The following is a 23,303-nucleotide window of genomic DNA, read 5'->3' as shown; positions in this document are numbered from 1 at the left end:
CCTGCCGGGCGGCCGCCCGCGCGCGTCACCGCTGCAGTACCGACAGGTCCTGTTCCGCCCGGGGCACCGCGACCAGGCCGCGGTCGTTCGGGAGGGTCTGGATGGTGAATCCGGAGACACCTTCGGTGCCGGTGAGGGTGCGGGCGGCGTGGACGGGGCCGCCGGAGACGGTCTCCACGGTCAGCGCGTACGTGCCCTTGCCGCCCTCGGGGGCGCTGATGTCCTGGCTGGTGCCGGACTTGATCGTGTACGTCTTGGTCGCCGGGCTGCCGCCCTCGCTGCCCGCCGAGGCGGTGACCTTGACGGTGGCCGTGCGGGTGGGCGCGGTCAGGGACAGCGTGGAGCCCTCGGCCGTGTTGTCGGCGGCGGTGGCGCGGCGGCCGACGGGGGCGGTGGCGGGGATGTACGCCGTCTCCTGCTTGGCCCCCTTGCCGCGCACGACGCGCAGCGCCGCGACGACCGGGACGGCGTCGTCGGTGGGCGTGAGGATCAGCGAACCCGGCTCGCCCCGGGTGACGGGACCGAGGTCGACGGCGGTGGTCATGCCCGCCTTGACGTGCACGGTCTCGTTGCCGGCCGGGGTGATCGAACCGTCCGGGGAGGCCAGGCGGACCTTGAGGTCGGCGTCGTCGTCACCGGGGGTGAAGGCGACCAGGCGGACGTCGGTGGCGTCCTTGGGGATGCCGGGCAGCACCAGCGTGCCCGCCGGGTCGGCCGCGGCGGGCAGCCAGTCGCCGCCGCCCGCGTCGTCCTGGGCCTGCACGGTGGCGCCGACCCTGCCGCTGCGCACGCCGACGTGCACGGTGAGGTCGGCCTGCGGGTCGTCGGTGAGCGTGGAGAGCAGCACCGGCTCGCTGGAGTGCGGCGGCACGGTGATGCCGTCGGCCACGGCGGACTTCAGGGCGCCGCCCTTGCCGTAGAGCTTGATGTCGACGACGGCGGCCGCGTCGTCGGGGTTGGTGAGGTGGACGTAGTCGGTGCGGCCCTCGGCCGTGCTGGCGCCGGGGAACCAGAAGTCGGTGTCGGCGGGGGTGCAGGTGACGCCCTGGAGGCCGCGGCCGGTGCCCGCGGCGATCCGCGTCGTCTCCTGCACGGTCCAGCCGGGCGCGTACTTGCCGTCGGCGGTGCCGGTCAGCGCGGGTGTGTCGCTCCCGGAGGTGTCGCCCGTGGCCGGGGTGCCCGGCGGCTTCGGGGTGAGCACCGGCTCGGTCTTCTTGTCGCCGCTCCTGGCCCCCTTGCCGTCGGCGCTCTGCACGGCGGCCGCTTCCAGCGCGGCACGGCCGCCGCTCCCGGCGCCCTGGGTGACGGGGGTGAAGGAGGTGTACGCGGTGTCGGCGATGTCGGAGAAGCTCGGCGCCGGGCACAGCAGTCCGGTGCGCTCCACGGGCCGTTCGGTGGCGCCGGCGGCCGCGCCCGCGCCGGAGGCGGCGGGCGGGTCGAACGCGGCGAACCCGGTGACGGCGGCCAGGGCGACGGTGCAGGCGATCAGGGACAGGGTCGTGCGGTTCACTGCTGGCTCCCGTCGTGGCGCTCACTGCCGTCGCCGTAGGGCGGCTGCTGGGCGGGGTCGTAGCCCTGTGGGTGGGCCGCCGGGTCGTACGGCTGCTGGTCGGGCCGGCCGCCGTAGCCGTAGGGGTCGTAGGGCTGCTGCGCGTAGGGGTCGGGCTGGTACGCGCCCTGGTCGTACCCGGGGTTCTGGTACGGCGCCTGGTAGGGGTCGGCGGGGTAGGCCGCGTAGTCGGGGTCGGCGTAGGTGTTCGTGCCGGTGTCCCAGTCGGCGTAGGGCTGCTGCTGGGGGACGACGGGCTGTTCCTGCTGCCCGTACGGCGGGAAGTCGGGGTCGGCGTACTGCTCGGCCTCTTCCTGCGGGACCTCCGGCGCCTCCGCGGCCTCCTCGGCCTCCGCCTGGGCGCGCAGGCGGCGGGCGCGGCGGCCGTCGCCCTCCATGGCCTGGGCGGGGACGGGCTGCTCCTCGGGGAGGTCGTCGTCGACGTCCCGGCGGCGGCCCGGCAGGGCGAGGACGACGAGGAGGACGGCGAGCGCTCCCTGGGCCCACAGCCAGACGGTGTGGGTGAACGGGGCGTCGTAGGTGACGTCCAGCCTGCCGCCGCCCGCGGGGAGTTCGAAGCCCTGGGCCCAGCCGTCGACGGTCTTGGACGTGAGGGGCTTGCCGTCCAGGGTGGCGGTCCAGCCGTCGGAGACGGCGTCGGCCAGGCGCAGCACGCGGCCGCCCGAACCGGTGGGGACGGTGGTGTGGATCTCCACCGGTCCCGCGGCGACGGCCTGCGGGGTGCCGGAGCCGCCCGCGCCGATCAGGGTGGCGCGGGCGACCTGGCGGTCGACGCGCCACAGGGCGTTGCCGTTCTGCTGGCTGAGCCGGCTGAGGCCGGGGGTGGCGTCCAGGACGCGGGTGATCTGGCGCGGGGTGCCCTGGTGGACGAGGACGTAGCGGACGGCGAAGCCGCCGAGCTGGCCGGTCTGGTCGGCGCCGGACCCGGCGACAAGGTTGGCGACGACCTTGTCGAGGCGGGTGTTCGCCCCGTCGGCCGCGGCGATCTCGCCGTCGCCCATGCGCGCGCCGGAGCCGCGGACCAGGGTGTAGCGGACGCGCGCGGCGGAGTCGCTGTCGAGGACCAGGGTGCGTGCCTGGTCGCGGGTGCCGGCGTCCTCGGCGACGAAGGCCGGTACCTGGGCGGGGTCGCGGCGCTCCAGGGGGCCGTCGGCGCCCCGGATCATCCAGCCGGCGGCGGCGACCAGCGGGCCGACGGCGCAGGCCAGCGCGATCAGGGCGGCGACCGGCTGGCGCCAGCCGAAGCTCTGCTCGGCGACCCGCGCGCGGGCCCCGTCCGCGCCGAGCGCGGCGGCGGCGAGCAGGGCGATGCCGTAGACCAGGGTGGCCGGTCCGGCCCAGACGGAGCGGTTGGCCAGCACCGCGAGCAGCAGCCCGGTCAGGGCGACGGCCCAGGCGGCACGGATGCCCAGCCGGCGCTCGGAGCGCAGGAGTGCGGCCAGCGCGGCCAGGACGATGCCGATGAGCAGGGTTCCGGACACGGTGCCGGGTCCGCCCGGGCTGGTGCCGAGCAGGTCAAAGGCGGTGGCGGCCGAGGCCCCGAAGTCGAGTCCGGCCTCGGTGAAGAAGCCGGTCGGCAGCAGGGTCAGCGACCAGGGCGCGAGGACCAGCAGCGGGGTGCCGAGCTGGGCGAGGAAGCGCAGCAGGTGGGCGACCGGGTCGGAGCGCCGCAGGACGAGCACACCGATGCCGAGGACCAGCGCGGCGGGCCAGACGACGGGCGTGAAGGCGGTGGTGATGGTCAGCAGCAGCGCGTACGCCCAGGTGGCGCGCCAGCTGCCGCGGGCGCCGGAGCGGCTCGCGAGGCCGCTGGCGGCGACGCCCGCGCGGGCGATGAGCGGGAGCAGCACGGCGAGTACGGCGGTGCCGATGCGGCCCTGGGCCAGCGCGCCGGTGGTGGCGGGCAGGAAGGCGTAGGCGATGGCCGCCCAGGCGCGCAGCAGCCGGGAGCTGACCAGCGGCCGGGAGGCGAAGTAGGCGGTGAAGCCCGCCAGCGGCACCGAGCAGACCAGCAGCACGGTGACCGCGAGTCCGGTGGAGCCGAGGAAGAGCGAGGCGAGCGTCGCCACGACGGCGAGGTAGGGCGGCGCGGAGGTGGTGCTTCCGGCGCCGACGGGGTGCCAGGCGGTACCGAAGGCCGCCCACAGGTCGCTCGCGCCGGGCGGGACGGGCAGCAGCGCGCCGCCCGCGAGGGCGCCGCCGCCCAGCAGGGCGCGGCAGGCGACAAGCGAGATCCCGAGCAGGGCGAGGAAGAGCACCGGGCCGGGTTTGCGGGCGATGCGCTTGAGCCGGGCGAACTGCTCGATCTCCAGGAAGTCGGCGTCGTCGCCGCCGGGTCCGGACTCGACGGCGCTGCCGTGCCGGCCCGCCGAGGTGTCGATGTCGGAGCTGGTGGAGAAGTCGGCGGCGATCTGTTCGGCCGTGGCGCGGATGGTGGCGCCGGGCGGCGGGAAGAGCTGCCGCAGTTCGTCCTTGTCGAGCTGGGAGGGGCCGCGGTCGCGCCGGGCGGCGAGGATGCGCTCGGGGCGCAGCAGGACGCCGAGCAGGCCGCGGATCTCGTCCAGCGCCTGTCCCGGCACCTTGCCGACGAGGTAGGCGAGGGTGCGCAGGAGGGTGCCGAGGACCAGCCGGAGCAGCACCCAGGGCAGCGCGGCCGTGCGGGTGTTGGCGAGCAGGGTGTGGACGGCACCGGCCTTGTCCACCTTGTGCGGGGAGGCGGTGGTGCGGCCCGCGCAGTCGACGGTGCGGCGCTCGCGGGAGGCGGCCTCCGCGTGCCGTACGACGGCGTCGGGGGCGACGAGGACGCGGTAGCCCTCGCTGTGGGCGCGCCAGCACAGGTCGACGTCGTCGCGCATCAGGGGCAGCCGGCGGTCGAATCCGCCGAGCCGCTCGAAGACGTCGCGGCGGATCAGCATGCCCGCGGTGGAGACGGAGAGCACGGTGCGGACGTGGTCGTGCTGGCCCTGGTCCTGCTCGCGGCGGTCCAGGCCGGTCCAGCGGCGGCCGGAGTTGGCGATGGAGACGCCGACCTCCAGCAGTTGCCTGCGGTCGTACCAGCCGCGGAGCTTGGGGCCGACCACGGCCACGTCGTCCCGGCCGAGCTCGAGTTCGTTCTCGACGACCCTCAGCAGCTCGGCGAGGGCGTCGGGTTCGGGTGCGCAGTCGTCGTGCAGCAGCCAGAGCCACTGGACCGGCTCGCCGTGGGGCAGTTCGGGCAGGTCGTAGGCGTCGTCGCGCCAGGTGCGGGTGGCGGGGTCCCAGCTGTTCGGACGCCTGAGGTAGGGCAGTTCGTCCGGGGTGAGGACGGGCGCGAGGCGGGTCGCCTCCTCCACCGCCTGGCCGAAGCCGGTGCGCCGGGCCAGGTGGACGACGGCCTCGTCCCCGAGGGTCTCGGTGACCATTCGGGCGGAGTCGTCCGCGCTGCCGGTGTCGGCCGCGACCGCGTACTGCACGGGGCGCTCCTGGCCGAGCAGCCCGGCGAGCGCGTCGGGCAGCCAGCGGGCGCCGTCGTGGGTGACGAGGACGGCCGTCACCACGTGGCGCGGGAACTCAGGGGTGGCAGCGTCGTGTTGGGCTGCCGTATGGCTGTGCACGGACATCGAGGTACGGGCCCCGGTTCGATGGACTGCGGTGGACGCCTGGGCCTCTCGCAGGACAGGCGTCTCGGACGAGCGCCCACACTATCGGTCGGTCATGACGACGGCCCGCCGCCTGTGGACAACCCACGTGCGACGGGCCGTTCGCACCGTATGTGCGTGTACCCGGGGGCCGTTCGCCGGCCCGGGGGGGCGGCGTGCGGCGGTGGCACCGGTCAGACGGCGGCCTTCTTCAGGCGGCGGCGCTCCCGCTCGGACAGGCCGCCCCAGATGCCGAAGCGCTCGTCGTTGGCGAGGGCGTACTCGAGGCATTCGGAGCGGACCTCGCACGCGAGGCAGACCTTCTTGGCCTCTCTCGTGGAGCCGCCCTTCTCGGGGAAGAAGGACTCGGGATCGGTCTGGGCGCACAGCGCGCGCTCCTGCCAGCCGAGTTCCTCGTCCGCGTCGTCGACCAGCAGTTGCTCCACGAGCTCGGTCATGTGCGCCCCTCGTCTGTCTTTCGCGTCCCCGTGCCTGGCCGGTCCCGGCCGAACGACACGAGTGAAATTACAAGTGTGCTGCTCCGAGCGAGTCAAGCCGAGATCTGCTATTGAGCCCGTTATTCACTCTGCGGAACCAAGGCTCTGCGTTAAGTGTTCAAATCGCCATAAACCTTGACGCGCGGCTGAGGACGCCGAGGGGCGCCACCCGGATGTGCGCCATGTGTCCCCGGTTCGGGGTGCACAAACCTTTCACCTGAGGGATGCACCGGATGAGGTGAACCGTGCCCCCGAAGCGGGGCACGAGTTGACACGGCAGGTGTGAACCGCTGTCCTAGAGGGCATGCTCGCCGACTTCGCACCCGCCACGACCCGCATCGCCGGGTCCCCCGGTGCCGTCCGCGTGCGCTGTTGTTGCTGTACCTGCTGTTGAGCCGACCGCGCTCCAGCCGACCCCGGGCCCACACGAGGCCCGACGCGTCCCGCCGTTCCCCCACCCTCCGGGGACACCCGCCCGTACGCCCGTGATCCGGGCCGGGGCCCAGCGACTCCCAGCCACCGCCTCTGAGCCGAGGAACCCCACACCCCCATGAACAGCGACAACGACCTGCAGATCGCCGGCGACATCCTCGAGGTCCCGCACCTTCTCCAGCCGCCCCGCGAGCACCCGCTGACCGTCGCCGAGTTCGCCGGGCTCGCCCGGTCCGTCGCCGCCGACCGCGGCCAGTGGGCCCACCTGGTCCGCTACGACGCCACCACCCGCTGGTACCACCGGCTGCGCACCGGGCCCGGCTACGAGGTGTGGCTGCTGTCCTGGGTGCCCGGCCAGGGCAGCGGACCGCACGACCACGGCCGCTCCTGCGGCATCCTCACCGTGCTGGAGGGCACCCTGACCGAGCGCACCGGGCGGGGCACCCGCAGCCTCGCCGCCGGTGCCCAGCGGGTCTTCGCGCCCGGTTATGTGCACGACGTGGTCAACGACGCCCTGGAGCCCGCGGTCAGCCTGCACATCTACCACCCGGGCCTCACCGAGATGCCGATGCACGCCCCGCACTGCGAGGCCCGTACGGAGCCGAGCCCGGCCGGGGTGTGATCACCGGCCGCACGGGCTGTCGGCGGCTGCTGACACACTGATCCCATGCGCATTGTGGTTCTGGCAGGCGGCATCGGCGGTGCCCGTTTCCTGCGCGGTCTGAAGCAGGCCGCCCCGGACGCGGACATCACGGTCATCGGCAACACCGGCGACGACATCCATCTCTTCGGGCTCAAGGTCTGTCCGGATCTCGACACCGTGATGTACACGCTGGGCGGCGGCATCGACGAGGAACAGGGCTGGGGACGCGAGGGCGAGACCTTCCGCCTCAAGGAGGAGCTCGCCGCCTACGGCGCCGGACCGGGCTGGTTCGGGCTCGGCGACCGGGACTTCGCCACCCACATCGTGCGGACCCAGATGCTGGGCGCCGGGTATCCGCTGAGCGCGGTCACCGAGGCGCTGTGCGACCGCTGGAAGCCGGGCGTGAAGCTGATCCCGATGACCGACGACCGGGTGGAGACCCACGTCGCCGTCGACATCGACGGCGAGCGCAGGGCGGTCCACTTCCAGGAGTACTGGGTACGGCTGCGCGCCTCCGTGCCCGCCGAGGCGGTCGTGCCGGTCGGCGCCGAGCAGGCCAAGCCCGCGCCCGGCGTGCTGGAGGCCGTCGCGGAGGCCGACGTCATCCTCTTCCCGCCGTCCAACCCGGTGGTGTCCGTGGGCACCATCCTCGCGGTGCCCGGCATCCGGGAGGCCATCGCCGAGGCGGGCGTCCCGGTGGTCGGGCTCTCCCCCATCGTCGGTGACGCGCCGGTGCGTGGGATGGCCGACAAGGTGCTCGCGGCCGTCGGCGTGGAGTCCACCGCCGCCGCGGTCGCCGCGCACTACGGCTCGGGCCTGCTGGACGGCTGGCTCGTCGACACCGTGGACGCGGGCTCGGTCGGGACGGTGGAGGCGGCCGGCATCCGCTGCCGTGCCGTCCCGCTGATGATGAGCGACCCGGACGCGACCGCCGAGATGGCGCGGCAGGCGCTGGCGCTGGCCGAGGAGGTGCGGGGCGCGTGAGCGGTTACCGGGTCTGGGCGCCCTCCGGTCTGCCCGAGGTGGCCCCGGGCGACGACCTGGCCAAGCTGATCGCCGCCGCCGAGCCCGGCCTCGCCGACGGTGACGTGCTGCTCGTCACCTCCAAGATCGTGTCCAAGGCCGAGGGCCGGATCGTCCGGGCCGCCGACCGGGAGGCCGCGATCGACGCCGAGACGGTGCGCGTGGTGGCCCGGCGCGGTCCGCTGCGCATCGTGGAGAACCGGCAGGGCCTGGTCATGGCCGCCGCCGGGGTCGACGCGTCCAACACCGCCGAGGGCACCGTCCTGCTGCTGCCCGAGGACCCGGACGCCTCCGCGCGCGCGATCCGCGAGGGCCTGCGGGAGGCGCTCGGCGTCACCGTGGGCGTGGTCGTCACCGACACCTTCGGCCGGCCCTGGCGCGCCGGGCTCACCGACGTGGCGATCGGCGCGGCCGGGTTGCGGGTCCTGGACGACCTGCGCGGCGGCACCGACGCGCACGGCAACCCGCTCTCGGCGACCGTCGTCGCCACGGCCGACGAACTCGCCTCGGCGGGCGACCTGGTCAAGGGCAAGGCGGCGGGGCTGCCGGTGGCGGTCGTGCGCGGCCTGCCCCACGTGGTCACCGACGCGGGCGGGCAGGGCGAGGGCGCGCGGGCGCTGGTGCGCTCGGCGCGCGACGACATGTTCCGGCTCGGCACCTCCGAGGCGGTACGGGAGGCGGTGAGCCTGCGCCGCACCGTACGGGCCTTCACCGACGAGCCGGTCGACCCCGGCTCGGTCCGCCGGGCGGTGGCCGCAGCGGTGACCGCGCCCGCCCCGCACCACACCACGCCGTGGCGGTTCGTGCTGCTGGAGTCGGCCGCCTCGCGGCTCGCGCTGCTGGACGCGATGCGGGACGCCTGGATCGCCGACCTGCGCCGGGACGGCAAGAGCGAGGAGTCCATCGCCAAGCGGGTCCGGCGCGGTGACGTGCTGCGCAACGCGCCGTACCTGGCGGTGCCCTGCCTCGTCATGGACGGCTCGCACACCTACGGCGACGCGCGCCGGGACGCGGCCGAGCGGGAGATGTTCGTGGTCGCCACGGGCGCGGGCGTGCAGAACTTCCTGGTCGCGCTGGCCGGGGAGCGGCTGGGCTCGGCCTGGGTGTCGTCCACGATGTTCTGCCGTGACGTGGTCCGCGAGGTGCTGGGCCTGCCCGCCCACTGGGACCCGATGGGCGCGGTGGCGATCGGCCACCCGGACCGGGAACCGGCCGCCCGCCCGGCGCGGGAGGCGGAAGCCTTCATCGAGGTGCGCTGAAAGGTCCTAGTCTCTTAAGGACACCCCCCGCACCGCACGCACCGCCCGCACCCCTAGGACCGCTCCCCGTGGCAGGACGCTTCGCCCCCCGTCCCGCGTCGCGTACGACCGTACGCGGCGGGGAGATCCCGGCACCCGTGGTGTCCGCGACGGTGCCCCGGCAGGCGGAGGGCCCCCGGACGCGGACCTACGTGCCCGACGGGCCGTTCGACCTCGGCCTGGTGATGGGGCCGCTGCGGCGCGGGGCCGGCGACCCGGCCTTCCGCGCGACGCGCGACGGCTCGGTGTGGCGCACCGCCCGCACCCCCGCCGGGCCGGGCACCCTGCGCGTGTACGCGTGCGGCGGCGAGGTGCGCGGTGAGGCGTGGGGGCCCGGCGCCGACTGGCTGCTGGAGCGGCTGCCCGAGCTGCTGGGCGCGGCCGACGACCCCGGCCAGTTCGAGCCCCGGCACCGTCTGGTCGCGCTGGCCCGGCACCGGCGCCCCGGACTGCGGCTGACCCGGACCGGGCTGGTGCTGGAGTCGCTGATCCCCTCGGTGCTGGAGCAGAAGGTCACCGCCGACGAGGCGTACCGGGCGTGGCGGCGGCTGGTGAGCCGGTTCGGGGAGCCCGCGCCGGGACCCGCGGGGACGGGCGAGCGCCCGATGTGGGTGATGCCGGCGCCGCGCACCTGGGCGCTGATCCCGTCCTGGGAGTGGCACCGGGCGGGCGTGGACGACAAGCGTGCCTCGACGATCCTGCGCGCGGTCCGGCTGGCCGCGCGGCTGGAGCAGACGGCGGGGATGCCCCCGGCCGAGGCGCGGGCCCGGCTGGAGGCCGTCCCCGGCGTCGGGCCGTGGACCTCGGCCGAGGTGGTGCAGCGCAGCCACGGCGCGCCGGACGCGGTGACGACGGGCGATCTGCACCTGCCCCGCATCGTCGGCTGGGCGCTGGCCGGGAACCGGGACGCCGACGACGCGGAGATGCTCCGCCTGCTGGAGCCGTACGCCTCCCAGGGCCAGCGCCACCGGGCCGCCCGCTACATCCTGCTCGGCGGCGTCACCCCGCCGCGCAGGCACCCCAAGATGCGGAAGACGGACATCGGCAGGTGGTGAGCGGGGCTACTGGTCGGAGGAGAACCTGACCGCTCCGGCCGGGATCAGCGCGTCGCACCACACCCGGACCCCTTCCCGCAGCTCGTTGTCGGCTCCGACCACGGCGCCGTCGCCGACGACCGCCCCCGTGAGCACGGACCGCTCGCCCACCCGGGCCCGGCTGCCGATGAGGGAGTCGGTGACGACCGCGCCCGGCTCGATGACCGCGCCCGGCAGGATGGCGGACCCGGTGATCCGGGCCCCCTCCGCGACGAACGCGCCCTCTCCCACCACCGTGCCCCCGGTCAGCTTGGCGTCCGGGGCGACCCTGGCCGTGGGCAGGATCAGCCGGTCGCCGCGCCGGCCGGGCACCGCCGGGGAGGGCGCGCGGCCCATGACCAGGTCGGCCGAGCCGCGGACGAAGGCGGCCGGGGTGCCGAGGTCGAGCCAGTAGGTGGAGTCGACCATGCCCTGGAGGTGGGCCCCGGCGGCCAGCAGGCCGGGGAAGGTCTCGCGCTCGACGGAGACCGGGCGCCCGGCGGGGATGGTGTCGATGACGGAACGGCGGAAGACGTAGGCCCCGGCGTTGATCTGGTCGGTGACGATCTCCTCGGGCGTCTGCGGCTTCTCCAGGAAGGCCAGCACCCGCCCGGTGTCGTCGGTGGGGACCAGTCCGTACGCCCTGGGGTCGCTCACCCTGCTCAGGTGCAGGGAGACATCGGCGCCGGTGGACTCGTGGGTGTCGACCAGGGCCCGGATGTCGAGGCCGGTGAGGATGTCGCCGTTGAAGATCAGTACGGGGTCGTCCGGGCCGGAGCGCAGCCGGTCGGCCACGTTGCGGATGGCGCCGCCGGTGCCGAGGGGCTCCCGCTCGGTGACGTACTCCAGGTGCAGCCCGAGGGCGGAGCCGTCGCCGAAGTGGGGTTCGAAGACCTCGGCGAGATAGCTGGTGGCGAGGACGATGTGCTCGACGCCCGCCGCTCTCGCCCGGGCGAGCTGGTGCGTGAGGAACGGCACCCCGGCCGCCGGGACCATGGGCTTGGGCGTGTGCACCGTGAGCGGCCGCAGCCGCGTGCCCTTGCCGCCGACCAGGAGGATCGCTTCTGTCACCTGTCGTCTCTGCTTCCTGCCGGGACCGGCGGAACGTCTCGTTCCGGCCGGCCAGTGTATGCAGACCGGGCGGCCGCGCCCCCGGTGGCCGCGCGGTGTCCGGGAAGATCGGTGCGCGCCGTCCCCCGGCCGTACGCGTCCGCCCGGGCGGCCGGCCGCCCGCCACAAGGCTGCCCACCTCCGGCGGCCGGTCATGTGCGGGCCGGGCCGGACCGCGCGGGCGGCCCCCGGGCCCGGCGGCGCCCGCGTACGCTTGCGCGGGTGAACGCCACCGATCGCACCCCAGCCGACCTGCTGCGTTCCGCGCTCGCCGCGGATGCCGGACGCCCCCTGGTGACCTTCTACGACGACGCCACCGGCGAACGCGTCGAGTTGTCCGTCGCCACCTTCGCCAACTGGGTGGCCAAGACCGCCAATCTGCTCCAGGGCGAGCTGTCCGTGGCCCCCGGCGACCGGGTCGCCCTGCTGCTGCCCGCGCACTGGCAGACGGCCGTGTGGCTGCTGGCGTGCGCCTCGGTGGGCGCGGTGGCCGACGTGTCGGGCGACCCGGCCGCGGCGGACGTGGTGGTGAGCGGACCGGACACGCTCCAGGATGCGCGGGCCTGCCGGGGCGAGCGGGTCGCCATGGCGCTGCGCCCGCTGGGCGGCCGGTTCCCCGAGCGCCCGGAGGGCTTCGTCGACTACGCCGCCGAGGTGCCCGGCCAGGGCGACCGGTTCGTCCCCTTCGCACCGGTGGACCCCGAGGAGCCCGCGCTGATCGTGGCCGGGGCCGAGTTCAGCGCCGCCGAGGTGGTGGAGCGCGCCCTCACCGACGCGCCCGGCCTCGACCTGACGGGGCCGGGCTCGCGGCTGCTGTCGGGGCTGCCGTACGACACCTGGGCCGGGCTGAGCGCCGGGCTGTACGCGCCGCTGGCGGCCGGGGGCTCGGTGGTGCTGTGCCGCAACCTCGACAAACTGCCCGCCGAGGCGCTGGCCCAGCGGATCGACACCGAGCGGGTGACCGCCTCCCGGCACTAGGCCGTGTCCGCGAAGTGGCGTCTGGCAAGACGGCTCCTGAGGCCCCCCGGGTCACCCGTTGGGCCCAGCAAAGGGCGGCCCGGAGCCCGGTGCGCCGCCATGGTCGTAGGAGACAGGACGTGACGTCCGTACGACCGCGAGGGGTGGTGCGCCGTGCCCGACACCGCGGACCACTCCCCCGTCCCCGGCGCCTCGGCCACCGGTGACGGACTGGCGCGGCGGCGTCGGCGGCGGTGGGTCCGGGGCGGCGCGGTCGGCGCGGCCGCGGTGCTGCTGGCGGCGGGCGGGGTGGGCTGGGCGCTGTACGCCAGGCTCAGCGACAACATCACGCCCGACGAGGCGGCCGCGCGGGAGCTGGCCCGCTACGAGCGGGAACGGCCGACGGCGCTGGTGTCGGGCGCCCAGAACATCCTGCTGATCGGTTCGGACACCCGGGCCGGGAGCAACCAGAAGTACGGGCGCGACTCGGGCAGCGCGCGCTCGGACACCACGATCCTGCTGCACCTGGCGGCCGACCGGCGCAGCGCGACCGCCGTCTCGCTCCCCCGCGACCTGATGGTGCGCGTCCCGGCCTGCCCGCTCGCGGACGGCGGCCGGGGCGAGCCCGCGTTCGCCATGCTCAACCACGCCTTCCAGCTGGGCGGTTCGGCGTGCACGATCCGTACCGTCGAGGAGCTGACGGGCATCCGGGTCGACCACCACATCGTGGTCGACTTCAGCGGGTTCGAGCAGATGGTGGACGCCGTCGGCGGTGTACGGGTGTGCCTGCGGGAGCCGATCGACGACAAGGCGGCCGGGCTGAGGCTGCCCGCGGGCCGGGTCACGCTGGACGGGGAGCAGGCGCTCGGTTACGTACGGGCCCGCAAGACGCTCGGCGACGGCAGCGACACCGACCGGATGGACCGCCAGCAGCGGTTCCTCGGGGCGCTGGTGGAGAAGGTGCGCGGGGACGGGGTGCTGCTGAACCCGGTGAAGCTGTATCCGGTGCTGGACGCGGCCACCTCCGCCCTCACCACCGACCCCGAGCTGGCCAGTCTGCGCGGCTTGTACCGGTTGGTGCGGGGCCTGCGCGACATCCCCACCGAACATGTGCAGTTCCTCACGGTGCCGCGCGAGGCGTATGTGTACGACTCCGACCGCGACCAGCTGGTGCAGCCCGAGGCCGGGGAACTGTTCGCCCGGCTGCGCGTGGACCGGCCCGTCGAAGTGGCGGACACTTCGCCGGAAAACGGCGGCAAATCCCCCGGCGACACTTCCGGGGAGACCCCCTCGGCCACCCCCACGTATCAGGGCAGCACCGCCGCCGCGCACATGTGTGAGTAATCCCCACACCAAATCGACGAACTTTTGTTCAGAGGAATGAGCGGGATTGCCCAGTTCTAGGAACGTGGATTTCGTCACCGGCGTCGCTCGACGCTGAACAGGGCGGATAGTGTGAGCGATCCGGTGCACCCGGCCCGCGAGGTCCGTCCTCAGGCCGTGCGCCGGTTTCACCGAGACCCGAGCGCCTACGAGGGGGAAGGCGCCGCGTGGCCCCGACGGAGGATTCGGACAACCGTGGACGCGCAAAGCCGTGGGCGGGCGGAGAACATCGACCCCGCAGACCAGTGGGTACTCAATCCGAACACCGGCGAATACGAACTGCGACTGGGCAATTCCGCACCGCAGTCATCGGTTCCCTCGCCCCGGTCTTCCCGGCGGGGACGACCGGCTGATCCCGGCGCCGCGCGCGGCCGGGACGGCGCGCCGGTGCGCGAGGACGCTCCGGAGCGGGGCGCCGAGGTGCCGCAGCCGCGCCGCCGCAGGGGTGCCGAGCCCGAGCCGCCGGGCCGGCGCAACCGCCGCCCGGCGAAGAAGAAGTCGAAGGCCAAGAAGATCGCGGCCTGGACCGGCGGCGGTATGGCGCTGGTGCTGGTGGTCGCGGGCTCGGCGGGCTACCTCTACCTCAAGCACCTGGAAGGCAACGTCTCCGCGACCGACGTCGGCAGCGCGGCCAAGGCGGGCTTCAGCAAGGACGACGCCTTCAACATCCTGATCATCGGCACCGACAAGCGCACCGGTTCGGGCAACGAGGGCTACGGCGACAAGAACAGCGTCGGGCACGCGGACACCAACATCCTGCTGCACGTCGCCAAGGACCGGACCAACGCGACGGCGCTGAGCATCCCCCGCGACATGATCGTGGACGTGCCGGACTGCGAGACGATCCAGCCCGACGGCAGCAAGAAGATCGTCCCCGGCTCCAGCCAGGTCCGCTTCAACACCAGCCTCGGCCAGGAGGGCCGGGACGCGGGCTGCACCATGCGCACGGTGAAGGCGGTCACGGGCATCACGCCGGACCACTTCATGATGGTCGACTTCAACGCGGTCAAGACGCTGACCGCGGCGGTCGGCGGCGTGAAGGTGTGCCTGAAGCACGCGGTGAACGACAAGGACTCCCACCTGGAACTCCCCGCGGGCGAGTCCAAGATCCAGGGCGAGCAGGCGCTCGCGTTCGTCCGCACCCGGCACGCCTGGGGCAACCAGGGCGACCTGGACCGGATCAAGGTGCAGCAGCAGTTCATGGGTTCGCTGATGCGGGACATGTCCTCCAGCGACACCCTCACCAACCCCCGCAAGCTGCTGGACCTCGCCGAGGCGGCGACCAAGGCGCTCACCGTCGACCAGGGCATCAAGTCCGTGAGCACGCTCAAGGACATCGCGCTGGAGATGAAGAAGGTGCCGCCGAAGAACATCACCTTCCTCACCGTCCCGGTGATCGACAACCCCACCGAGAAGGTGCACGCGACCGTCGTGGTCAACCAGACCACGGGTCCGCAGATCTTCGACGCGATCAACAGCGACGTCTCCTTCACCGACGTCAAGAAGAAGGAGAAGGCGGCCAAGGACGCCCAGGCCGCCCGTCTGAAGGGCAGCAGGTCGGCGCCGTCCGACGTGCGGGTGCGCGTCATGAACGGCGGCGCGGTCGCCGGCAGCGCGCAGGAGACCCTCAACTGGATGCAGACCGAGAAGAGCATCCTGAAGTCGGAGAACGCGGGCAACGCCCCGGCGGAGCTGGACAGGACGACGCTGGAGTACGCGCCCGACCAGGCACCGCAGGCGCGTGAGCTGGCGGCCCTCATGGGTCTGCCGGGCTCGGCGCTGAAGCCGGGCGAGAGTACGCAGAACGCGCAGGGGCTGCCCGCGATGAACCTCACGCTGGGCAAGGACTTCAAGGGGGCGGGCGTCTCGCTCACCGCACCGGCAAAGGCGCCGGACGTGAACGAGAGTGACAAGTCCACGGCCGACAAGGTCGGGTGCGCCTCATAGGTAACCCATCGGGCCCGTCGTGCGTCTAACCCGGCGCGGGACGGGCCCGTTGCTGTGTGTGGTGGAGGGACGGGCAGTTGTCGCAGAGTCGGGTTCGGGGGAGGGGTTCGGTGGCTCAGGACACCGGGGAACGGGCGCCGGGTAGCGGTGCACCACGGGGCGGGGGCTCGAGGCGGGCGGGCAAGGGCGGTGACGGCAAGCCGGGCGGGCGGCGCGCGCTGCGCTGGTCGGCGAGCACGCTGGCGCTGCTGATACTCGGCACGGCCGGCGCCGGATACCTGTACTACGAGCACCTCAACGGCAACATCCAGGCGGGAGCGCGCAGCGGCAGCGACGACTCCCGGGCACAGCGCACCCGGCCCAACGCGGACGGCCAGATCCCGCTGAACATCCTGCTGATCGGCTCCGACAGCCGGGCCTCGGCGGAGAACGTCAAGCTCGGCGGCAGCAAGGACAACCGCAACAACCCGCCCCTCGGTGACGTGCAGATGCTGATCCACGTCTCCGCGGACCGGCGCAGCGCCTCCATGGTGAGCATCCCCCGGGACACCCGCGTGGACATCCCGGAGTGCAAGGACGCCAAGACGGGCCGGGTCTACCCGGCGACCAACGACATCATCAACACGACGCTGGCCCGGGGCGGCGCCGGCTGCACCCTGGCGACCTGGGAGAACCTCACCGGCGTCTACATCGACCACTGGATGACCATCGACTTCTCCGGTGTGGTGCGGATGGCCGACGCCGTCCGCGGGGTCGACGTGTGCGTCAGGCAGAACGTGTGGGACCGCTCCACCGCGGCCCAGCGCGGCGGCTCCGGCCTGAAGATGACCGCCGGTACGCACAAGGTGCAGGGCAAGCAGGCCCTGCAGTGGCTGCGCACCCGGCACGCCTGGGGCAGCGACGTGATGCGGGCCCGCGCCCAGCACATGTACCTGAACTCGATGATCCGCACGCTGAAGGGCCAGAACGTCTTCACCGACAGCGGCAGGCTGATGGACCTGGCGGAGGCGGCCACCAAGTCCCTGACCGTGTCCGACGAGATCGGCAGCGTCAAGAAGCTGTACGACCTCGGCATGGAGCTGAAGGCGGTGCCGGCCAACCGCATCACGTCGCTGACCATGCCCAACATCGAGGACCCGCGGAACAACTCGCACGTCCTGCCCGCCCAGGGCAGCGCCGACAAGCTGTGGCAGATGCTCCGCGAGGACGTCTCCCTCGACAAGAACGGCAAGCCCGCCAAGAAGGCGCCCGCGAAGGCCGAGCCGGCCAAGGCGCCTTCGGCGGCCCCGGCCCGGCTCGGGGTCCAGGTGCAGAACGGCACCCGCACCGCCACCCTGGCCCCGGTCAGCGGCCGGGCCCGCACGGTGGCGAGCGCCCTGGGGGCCAAGGGGTACGCGCTGGCGCAGGCGGACACCTCGGCGGCGCCGTCGGCCGACCGGACGGTGGTGCGTTATCCGAGCGCCGATCTGGAGGGCGACGCGCAGGCGGTGGCCAAGGCGCTGGGCATCCCGGCGAAGCAGGTGGAACGTTCCACCAACGTCTCCGGGGTGACGGTCGTCGTCGGCGGCGACTGGCGCGCCGGGGACGCCTATCCGAAGCAGGAGACGCCGAAGGCCGGTGACCTGCCGGGCGGCACGGACGCGATCAACGGCTCGGACAAGTCGTCCTGCATGGACGTGTACAAGCCCTACCAGTGGTAGGCGGCACGGCCGCGTGAACCAAGGGGAAGGGCCCCTCCCGGCGGCGGGAGGGGCCCTTTCGCGCTGCTGTCACACCGTCAGCGGCTCGCGTGCTCAGCGGGGTTCGAGCACGGCCGGGCGGCGCGAGGCGATGACCTTGCGGGCCAGCGCCTTGGGGCTGGTCAGGAAGCCGAAGCCCCAGGACATGTGCATGGTGGCGAGCGCCACCGGGATCTGCAGCCGCGCCTTGGCCGGCAGGCCCTTGCCCGCGGGGACCGAGCCCAGCGCGATGGCCGCCAGGTAGCCGCCGGGGATCACGAAGGCCCAGGGGGTCAGCGCCACGCCGGCCACGACACCGGCCGCGATCGCGCACACGGCGGCCGGCGGGGCGAGATAGCGCAGGTTGATGGAGCCCTCGTGGTAGCGGGCGACGACGTGCCGCCAGCGGCCGTAGTCCTTGTACTGCTTGGCCAGCGCCCTGACGCTCGGGCGCGGCCGGTAGGAGACCTTCAGCTCGGGCGAGAACCAGATCAGGCCGCCCGCCTCGCGGATGCGGAAGTTAAGCTCCCAGTCCTGGGCGCGGATGAACTCCTCGTTGTATCCGCCCTGCTGCTCCAGGGCCTCGCGGCGGAACACGCCGAGGTAGACCGTGTCGGCGGGGGCGGCCTCGCCTCCGGTGTGGAAGGCGGCGTTGCCGACACCGATCCGGGAGGTCATCGCGGCGGCGACCGCGTGCTCCCAGTCGTTCTCGCCCTCGGCGTGCATGATGCCGCCGACGTTCATCGCGCCGGTCTCCTCCAGGAGCCGTACGGCGGTGGTGATGTAGTCCGGCGAGAGGATGCCGTGGCCGTCCACGCGGACCACGACCGGGTGCCGGGACGCCTTGATCGCGGCGTTGAGCGCTGCGGGGGTACGGCCGGTCGGGTTGGGGACGGTGACCACGCGCGGGTCCTCGGCCACCAGCTCGGCCGCGATCTCGTCCGTACGGTCCGACGAGGGACCGAGGGCGATCACGACCTCCATGTCGCCGGCGTACTCCTGCGCGAGGATCGCCTGGACGGCGCCGCGCAGATGCCGCTCCTCGTCGAGCACGGGCATGATCACGGACACGGCGGGGTGCCGCACATCGGGCTTGGCGTTCATAGGGGGCTCACGTTACCGCGAATGGGGGACACCGGTGCGCGCCGCCGCGGCCGCGACGCGGGCTGGAGATCGTATCGACCTACGGTTCTCACATTCCCACGTACGGCCGCAGCCCGGAGGTGTCCCTTGCCCAGCCCGCCTCGGCCCCCCTCCCCCTCCGCCCGGGGTGCGGGAGGTGCTCCCCGGCCGCAGCGGCGGCCGCGGCCGCCAGGCCGGGTGCGGCGGCCCGTCGCCCGCAGGCGGGGGCCGCGCTGGCCGTTGCGGGCGGTGACCGCGCTGTCGGCGGTGGTGCTCGCCTCGGCCGGGATCGGGCACGTGGTCGTCAGCAGCCTGGACTCGGGCATCGCCCGGGTCGACGCCTTCAAGGACATGAAGAACCGGCCCCGCGCGGGCCACGGCATGAACGTCCTGCTGGTCGGCACCGACGGCCGGGACAGGATCACCGAGGCGGAGCGGCGCGCGTACCGGCTGGGCGGCGCGCCCTGCCACTGCACGGACACGGTGATGATCGTGCACATCTCCGAGGACCGGGAGCGGGCGAGCGTGGTCAGCCTGCCGCGCGACTCGTACACCGAGGTGCCCGAGCACGTCGACCGGACCACCGGTGAACGGCACCACGCGCACCCCATGAAGCTGAACGCGGCGTACGCCGAGGGCGGGCCGCAGCTCACGGTGCGCACCGTGGAGGCGATGACGCGGGTGAAGGTCGACCACTACCTGGAGGTCGACTTCACCAGCTTCATGAAGACCGTGGACGTGCTCGGCGGGGTGAAGATCTGCACCCCGACCCCGCTGAAGGACTCCTACACCGGGCTGGACCTCGCGCCCGGCCCGCACACCCTGGGCGGCGGACAGGCGCTGCAGTACGTGCGCGCCCGGCATGTGGACGGCGCCAGCGACCTGGGCCGGATGCAGCGCCAGCAGCGGTTCCTGGCCGCGCTGATCGAGCGGGCCACGTCCTCGGGGGTGCTGTTCAACCCGATGCGGTTCCGGGACGTGACCCGGGCGGTGCTGGGCTCGGTGCGGGCCGACAACGGCTTCGGCACCGACGAGCTGCTCGACCTCGGCCGGGCCATGCGGAACTTCTCGCCCTCGTCCTCGGAGTTCACCACCGTGCCGATCGGGCAGATGGGGTACGCCGTCAAGGGCATCGGCTCGACCCTGAAGTGGGACCCGGCCAAGTCGGAGCGGCTCTTCGCCGACCTGCGCGAGGACAGACCGCTGGCCGCGCACCCGCCGAGGAAGGGCCCGGTGGCCGCGACCGTCGAGGTCGCCCCGTCCTCGGTGCGGGTCCGGGTGGAGAACGGCACCGGCACCGCGGGGCTCGGCCGGAAGCTGGACGCGGAGCTGGCCGCGACCGGCTTCGCCACCACCCACCGCCCGGTGACCGCCGCGAAGCCGGTCCCCCGCACGGTGATCTCCTACGACCCCCGCTGGGACCGCTCCGCCCGTTCCCTGGCCGTCGCCCTCCCGGGCAGCGAGCTGCGCGCGGTGCCCGGTCTGGGCCCCGTCCTGCGCGTCACGGCGGGCGCCGACCACAAGCCGGTCCGCCCGGTCCGGGCCCCGCAGGTGGCCGAACCGGACGCGCCGGTGGTCAGGGGCGACGAGGTGGTGTGCTCGGGACGGGCCTGAACCCCTGGGGGGGGGTGGCTCGCCGCGGGCCCGGCGTCAGTCCGTGATGCCCTCGGCCGCGCGGCGTTCGCGCAGCTCACGGATGGCGCGGCGGCGGGCCAGGCGGTGGGTGCGGCGGATCTGGGCCTCCTGATGGCGGCGGCGGTCGCGCTCGGTCTCCGGGAGCACCGGGGGGACCTGGCGCGGCTTGCCGTCGGCGTCGACGCCGGTGAAGACGAGGTAGGCGGAGCCGACCTGGGTGGGCGGCGCGGACTCGTTCCAGCGCTCGGCCAGGACCCGGACGCCGATCTCCATGGAGGTGCGGCCGGTCCAGTTCACCTGGGCCCTGACGTGGACCAGGTCACCCACCCGCACGGGCTCCAGGAAGACCATCTCGTCCATGGACGCGGTGACGGCGGGCCCTCCGGAGTGGCGGCCCGCCACGGCGCCCGCGGCGTCGTCGACGAGCTTCATGATCACACCACCGTGCACCGTCCCCAGCAGGTTGGTGTCGTTGTGGGTCATGATGTGGCTGAGGGTGGTGCGGGAAGCGGAAGTGGGCTTGCCCGGAATCTCCGGAGAAGCGGCGGGCGCCAGGTCTGTCATGTCCCCCACCTTATGCCGAAGCGGCTTTCGCGGAATTTATGTCGGGTTCGCAACAGAGGCGCTCCGATTTTCCGACAACCCTTGTAAGGCATCGGTCGGCACCCTGCACACTGGGGCGCATGAATGACTGGCCCGAGGGATGGTCCGACGACGAGCGCGGCCCCCGCTACGGACGCGGCAGCGCCGGTGCGCAGCCGGAAGGCCCGCGCGTGATGCGGCAGGTACGCCGCCCGGCCGCGCCGCCGCCCGGCGCCCCCGCGCCGCCCTACGGCGGCGGGGTCCCGAGGCAGCCCTCGTACGTCGACGGCCAGGGCCATGACGGCTACGACAGCGGTTACAACACCGGCCAGGTCTACGGCGGCGGCCCGGGTGGCCCCGGCGCCCCGGCCGGCACCCGCGCCCCCCGCCCGGCGCCGAACTGGGGCCGCCGGATCAAGGTGGGCACGATCACCCTGGCCGTCGTGCTGCTCGTCACCTCGGTGGGCACCTACTTCTGGGCCGACTCCAAGCTGAACCGGGACGTCGACCTGTCCCAGGTGATCGACCGCCCCGAGGAGGGCGAGGGCACCAATTACCTGATCGTCGGCTCCGACAGCCGCAAGGGCATGTCGAGCGAGGACAAGAAGAGACTCCACACCGGTTCCGCCGAGGGCCAGCGCACCGACTCGGTGATGATCCTGCACGTCGGTTCCAACGGCGACACCCTGATATCGCTGCCCCGCGACTCCGACGTGGTCGTCCCCTCCTACAAGGGCTCCACCTCCGGCAAGGTCTACCCCGCGAGCGGGCGGCACGCGAAGCTGAACGCGACCTACGCCGAGGACGGCCCGACCCTGCTGACGCGGACCGTGGAGTACAACACCGGGCTGCACATCGACCACTACGTGGAGATCGGCTTCGCGGGCTTCGCCAACATCGTGGACGCGGTCGGCGGTGTCGACATCAAGATCGACAAGGGCTTCAAGGACAAGTACTCCGGCGCCGACTTCCAGGCGGGCGAGCAGACCCTCAACGGCGAGCAGGCACTCGCCTTCGTCCGCACCCGGCACGCCTTCGCCGCCTCCGACCTGGAGCGGACCAAGAACCAGCAGAAGTTCCTCGCGGCGCTGGCCCACCAGGTGGCGACCCCGTCGACCGTGCTGAACCCCTTCAAGTTCTATCCGACGATGGGCGCGGGCCTGGACTCCCTCAGCGTCGACAAGGACATGGGCCTGTTCGACCTGGCCTCGATGTTCTGGGCGATGAAGGGCGTCAACAGCGGCGACGGCACGTCCCTGAACATGCCCGTCTCCGGCTCGGTCGGCGGCAACCTCGTCTGGGACAAGGCGAAGGTGAAGACGCTGGTGGACGAGTTGAAGAACGACGAGAAGGTCACCGTCTCGGGCAACTGAACCCGGACATGCCGAAGGCGCCTCCCCTGCCCGGCAGAGGAGGCGCCTTCGGCGTACCGGCTACTTCGGCAGGTTGCGGGCCATCACGATCCGCTGGACCTGGTTGGTGCCCTCGTAGATCTGGGTGATCTTGGCGTCGCGCATCATGCGCTCCACCGGGTAGTCACGGGTGTAGCCGTAGCCGCCGAGGAGCTGGACGGCGTCGGTGGTGACCTCCATCGCCACGTCCGAGGCGAAGCACTTGGCGGCCGCGCCCTGGAAGGTGAGGTCGGCGTCGACGCGCTCGGAGGCGGCCGCGGCCTGGTAGGTCAGGGCGCGGGCGGCGGCGATCTTCATCGCCATGTCGGCCAGCATGAACTGGATGCCCTGGAAGTCGGCGATCGGCTTGCCGAACTGCTTGCGCTCCTGGACGTAGCCCTTGGCGTAGTCCAGGGCACCCTGGGCGACACCGAGGGCCTGGGCGGCGATGGTGATGCGGGTGTGGTCCAGCGTCTTCATCGCGGTGGCGAAGCCGGTGCCCTCCTCGCCGATCATGCGGTCGGCGGGGATGCGGACGTTGTCGAAGTAGACCTCGCGGGTCGGGGAGCCCTTGATGCCGAGCTTCTTCTCCGGAGCGCCGAAGGAGACACCCTCGTCCGACTTCTCCACCACGAAGGCGGAGATGCCCTTGGAGCGCTTGCTCGGGTCGGTGACGGCCATCACCGTGTAGTAGTCGGAGACGCCCGCGTTGGTGATCCAGCGCTTGACGCCGTTGAGCACCCAGAAGTCGCCGTCGCGCACGGCCTTGGTCTTCATGCCGGCCGCGTCCGAACCGGCGTCCGGCTCGGAGAGGCAGTACGAGAACATCGCGTCGCCCTTGGCGAGCGGGCCCAGGTACTTCTTCTTCAGCTCGGCCGAGCCGGAGAGGATCACCGGGAGGGAGCCGAGCTTGTTCACGGCCGGGATCAGCGAGGAGGACACGCAGGCGCGGGCCACCTCCTCGATCACGATGACCGTGGCGAGCGCGTCCGCGCCGGCGCCGCCGAACTCCTCCGGGACGTGGACCGCGTGCAGGTCGTTGGCCACCAGCGCGTCCAGCGCCTCCTGCGGGAAGCGCGCCTCCTCGTCCACGGCGGCGGCGAACGGCGCGATCTTCGCCTCGACCAGCGAACGGACGCTGTCGCGGAGCATGTCGTGCTCCTCTGACGGGCGGTACAGGTCGAAGTCAGCCGATCCGGCCACGGTCTCTCACGCTCCAAAGACGCAGTGATACTGACGCTAATTACCGTTAAGTAACTGAAAGTTTAGAGCGCGGCGCCCGGCCCGCATAGGTGAGCTTGGCGA

Annotated in this window: 17 protein-coding genes; 10 read left to right on the top strand and 7 right to left on the bottom strand. The window is 73.2% G+C overall.

The features are described from left to right. Positions 1-25 precede the first annotated feature (25 nt). The 3 genes from ABZ898_RS21060 to ABZ898_RS21050 form a co-directional block, all read right to left on the bottom strand. A complete protein-coding gene (locus ABZ898_RS21060; RefSeq protein ID WP_361660863.1) occupies positions 26-1,510 on the bottom strand; it encodes a DUF5719 family protein in 1,485 nt (494 codons plus the stop codon). Beyond that, positions 1,507-5,169 carry a glycosyltransferase gene (locus ABZ898_RS21055; RefSeq protein WP_361660861.1) on the bottom strand — a complete coding sequence of 1,221 codons (3,663 nt, stop codon included), beginning with the start codon at positions 5,167-5,169 and terminating at the stop codon, positions 1,507-1,509. Before ABZ898_RS21055 ends, ABZ898_RS21060 begins: the two co-directional genes overlap by 4 nt. Positions 5,170-5,381: 212 nt before the next feature. After that, positions 5,382-5,645 carry a WhiB family transcriptional regulator gene (locus ABZ898_RS21050; RefSeq protein WP_030377564.1) on the bottom strand — a complete coding sequence of 88 codons (264 nt, stop codon included), beginning with the start codon at positions 5,643-5,645 and terminating at the stop codon, positions 5,382-5,384. Positions 5,646-6,234: 589 nt separating this feature from the next. Between ABZ898_RS21050 and ABZ898_RS21045 the strand changes: the two genes are divergently transcribed. The 4 genes from ABZ898_RS21045 (at position 6,235) to ABZ898_RS21030 (ending at position 10,135) form a co-directional block, all read left to right on the top strand. After that, a complete protein-coding gene (locus tag ABZ898_RS21045; RefSeq protein ID WP_361660858.1) occupies positions 6,235-6,738 on the top strand; it encodes a cysteine dioxygenase family protein in 504 nt (167 codons plus the stop codon). A gap of 45 nt (positions 6,739-6,783) precedes the next feature. Next, positions 6,784-7,743, top strand: a complete 960-nt coding sequence (cofD, locus tag ABZ898_RS21040) for a 2-phospho-L-lactate transferase (RefSeq protein WP_361660855.1) — start codon at positions 6,784-6,786, stop codon at positions 7,741-7,743. Further along, on the top strand, positions 7,740-9,041 hold the full coding sequence (locus ABZ898_RS21035; protein ID WP_361660851.1) for a coenzyme F420-0:L-glutamate ligase: 1,302 nt from the start codon (positions 7,740-7,742) through the stop codon (positions 9,039-9,041). Before cofD ends, ABZ898_RS21035 begins: the two co-directional genes overlap by 4 nt. Before the next feature lie 68 nt (positions 9,042-9,109). Further along, positions 9,110-10,135, top strand: a complete 1,026-nt coding sequence (locus tag ABZ898_RS21030) for a DNA-3-methyladenine glycosylase 2 family protein (RefSeq protein WP_361660848.1) — start codon at positions 9,110-9,112, stop codon at positions 10,133-10,135. Between the two features lie 6 nt (positions 10,136-10,141). On the opposite strand, the gene ABZ898_RS21025 is transcribed toward ABZ898_RS21030, so the two are convergent. Then, positions 10,142-11,224: an NDP-sugar synthase gene (locus ABZ898_RS21025; RefSeq protein ID WP_361660845.1), complete on the bottom strand. Its 1,083-nt coding sequence runs from the start codon at positions 11,222-11,224 to the stop codon at positions 10,142-10,144. 261 nt (positions 11,225-11,485) lie between these two features. On the opposite strand from ABZ898_RS21025, the gene ABZ898_RS21020 reads away from it, so the two are divergent. From ABZ898_RS21020 to ABZ898_RS21005, 4 genes are all read left to right on the top strand, one after another. Then, complete coding sequence (locus tag ABZ898_RS21020) at positions 11,486-12,241, top strand: TIGR03089 family protein (RefSeq protein ID WP_361660842.1); 756 nt, start codon at positions 11,486-11,488, stop codon at positions 12,239-12,241. Positions 12,242-12,394: 153 nt separating this feature from the next. Continuing rightward, on the top strand, positions 12,395-13,564 hold the full coding sequence (locus ABZ898_RS21015; RefSeq protein WP_361660839.1) for an LCP family protein: 1,170 nt from the start codon (positions 12,395-12,397) through the stop codon (positions 13,562-13,564). Positions 13,565-13,798: 234 nt separating this feature from the next. Beyond that, the gene (locus ABZ898_RS21010) at positions 13,799-15,550 is read left to right on the top strand and encodes an LCP family protein (protein ID WP_361660837.1); all 1,752 of its coding nucleotides are present in this window, start codon (positions 13,799-13,801) and stop codon (positions 15,548-15,550) included. 218 nt (positions 15,551-15,768) lie between these two features. Continuing rightward, the gene (locus ABZ898_RS21005; protein WP_361660904.1) at positions 15,769-17,250 is read left to right on the top strand and encodes an LCP family protein; all 1,482 of its coding nucleotides are present in this window, start codon (positions 15,769-15,771) and stop codon (positions 17,248-17,250) included. Positions 17,251-17,343: 93 nt separating this feature from the next. Here the strand turns inward: ABZ898_RS21005 and ABZ898_RS21000 are convergent, their stop codons facing one another. Next, a complete protein-coding gene (locus ABZ898_RS21000; RefSeq protein ID WP_361660834.1) occupies positions 17,344-18,372 on the bottom strand; it encodes a glycosyltransferase family 2 protein in 1,029 nt (342 codons plus the stop codon). A gap of 258 nt (positions 18,373-18,630) precedes the next feature. Here ABZ898_RS21000 and ABZ898_RS20995 point away from each other — a divergent pair, with 258 nt between their 5' ends. Continuing rightward, on the top strand, positions 18,631-20,004 hold the full coding sequence (locus ABZ898_RS20995) for an LCP family protein (protein WP_361660901.1): 1,374 nt from the start codon (positions 18,631-18,633) through the stop codon (positions 20,002-20,004). Between the two features lie 36 nt (positions 20,005-20,040). Here ABZ898_RS20995 and ABZ898_RS20990 read toward each other — a convergent pair whose 3' ends face one another. Next, on the bottom strand, positions 20,041-20,589 hold the full coding sequence (locus tag ABZ898_RS20990; RefSeq protein ID WP_361660831.1) for an acyl-CoA thioesterase: 549 nt from the start codon (positions 20,587-20,589) through the stop codon (positions 20,041-20,043). 119 nt (positions 20,590-20,708) lie between these two features. On the opposite strand from ABZ898_RS20990, the gene ABZ898_RS20985 reads away from it, so the two are divergent. After that, positions 20,709-21,980: an LCP family protein gene (locus ABZ898_RS20985; protein ID WP_361660828.1), complete on the top strand. Its 1,272-nt coding sequence runs from the start codon at positions 20,709-20,711 to the stop codon at positions 21,978-21,980. Positions 21,981-22,040: 60 nt separating this feature from the next. Here ABZ898_RS20985 and ABZ898_RS20980 read toward each other — a convergent pair whose 3' ends face one another. Continuing rightward, entirely contained in the window at positions 22,041-23,201 is a 1,161-nt protein-coding gene (locus ABZ898_RS20980) for an acyl-CoA dehydrogenase (protein ID WP_361660827.1), read from the bottom strand. Between the last annotated feature and the right edge of the window lie 102 nt (positions 23,202-23,303).

Origin of the sequence: Streptomyces sp. NPDC046860 (assembly GCF_040645115.1) — a bacterium.
In the GTDB taxonomy this organism is placed as follows: Bacteria; Actinomycetota; Actinomycetes; order Streptomycetales; family Streptomycetaceae; genus Streptomyces.
Note: the sequence above shows the minus strand (reverse complement) of the source record. Positions and strands in the feature narration are given on the sequence as shown.

What these genes read in the sequence shown, in the direction of transcription:
- ABZ898_RS20990 (WP_361660831.1), bottom strand. Translation starts at nt 20,589, where the DNA reads ATGACAGACCTGGCGCCCGCCGCTTCTCCGGAGATTCCGGGCAAGCCC.
- ABZ898_RS21045 (WP_361660858.1), top strand. Translation starts at nt 6,235, where the DNA reads ATGAACAGCGACAACGACCTGCAGATCGCCGGCGACATCCTCGAGGTC.
- ABZ898_RS21050 (WP_030377564.1), bottom strand. Translation starts at nt 5,645, where the DNA reads ATGACCGAGCTCGTGGAGCAACTGCTGGTCGACGACGCGGACGAGGAA.
- cofD (WP_361660855.1), top strand. Translation starts at nt 6,784, where the DNA reads ATGCGCATTGTGGTTCTGGCAGGCGGCATCGGCGGTGCCCGTTTCCTG.
- ABZ898_RS20985 (WP_361660828.1), top strand. Translation starts at nt 20,709, where the DNA reads ATGAATGACTGGCCCGAGGGATGGTCCGACGACGAGCGCGGCCCCCGC.
- ABZ898_RS21000 (WP_361660834.1), bottom strand. Translation starts at nt 18,372, where the DNA reads ATGAACGCCAAGCCCGATGTGCGGCACCCCGCCGTGTCCGTGATCATG.
- ABZ898_RS21055 (WP_361660861.1), bottom strand. Translation starts at nt 5,169, where the DNA reads ATGTCCGTGCACAGCCATACGGCAGCCCAACACGACGCTGCCACCCCT.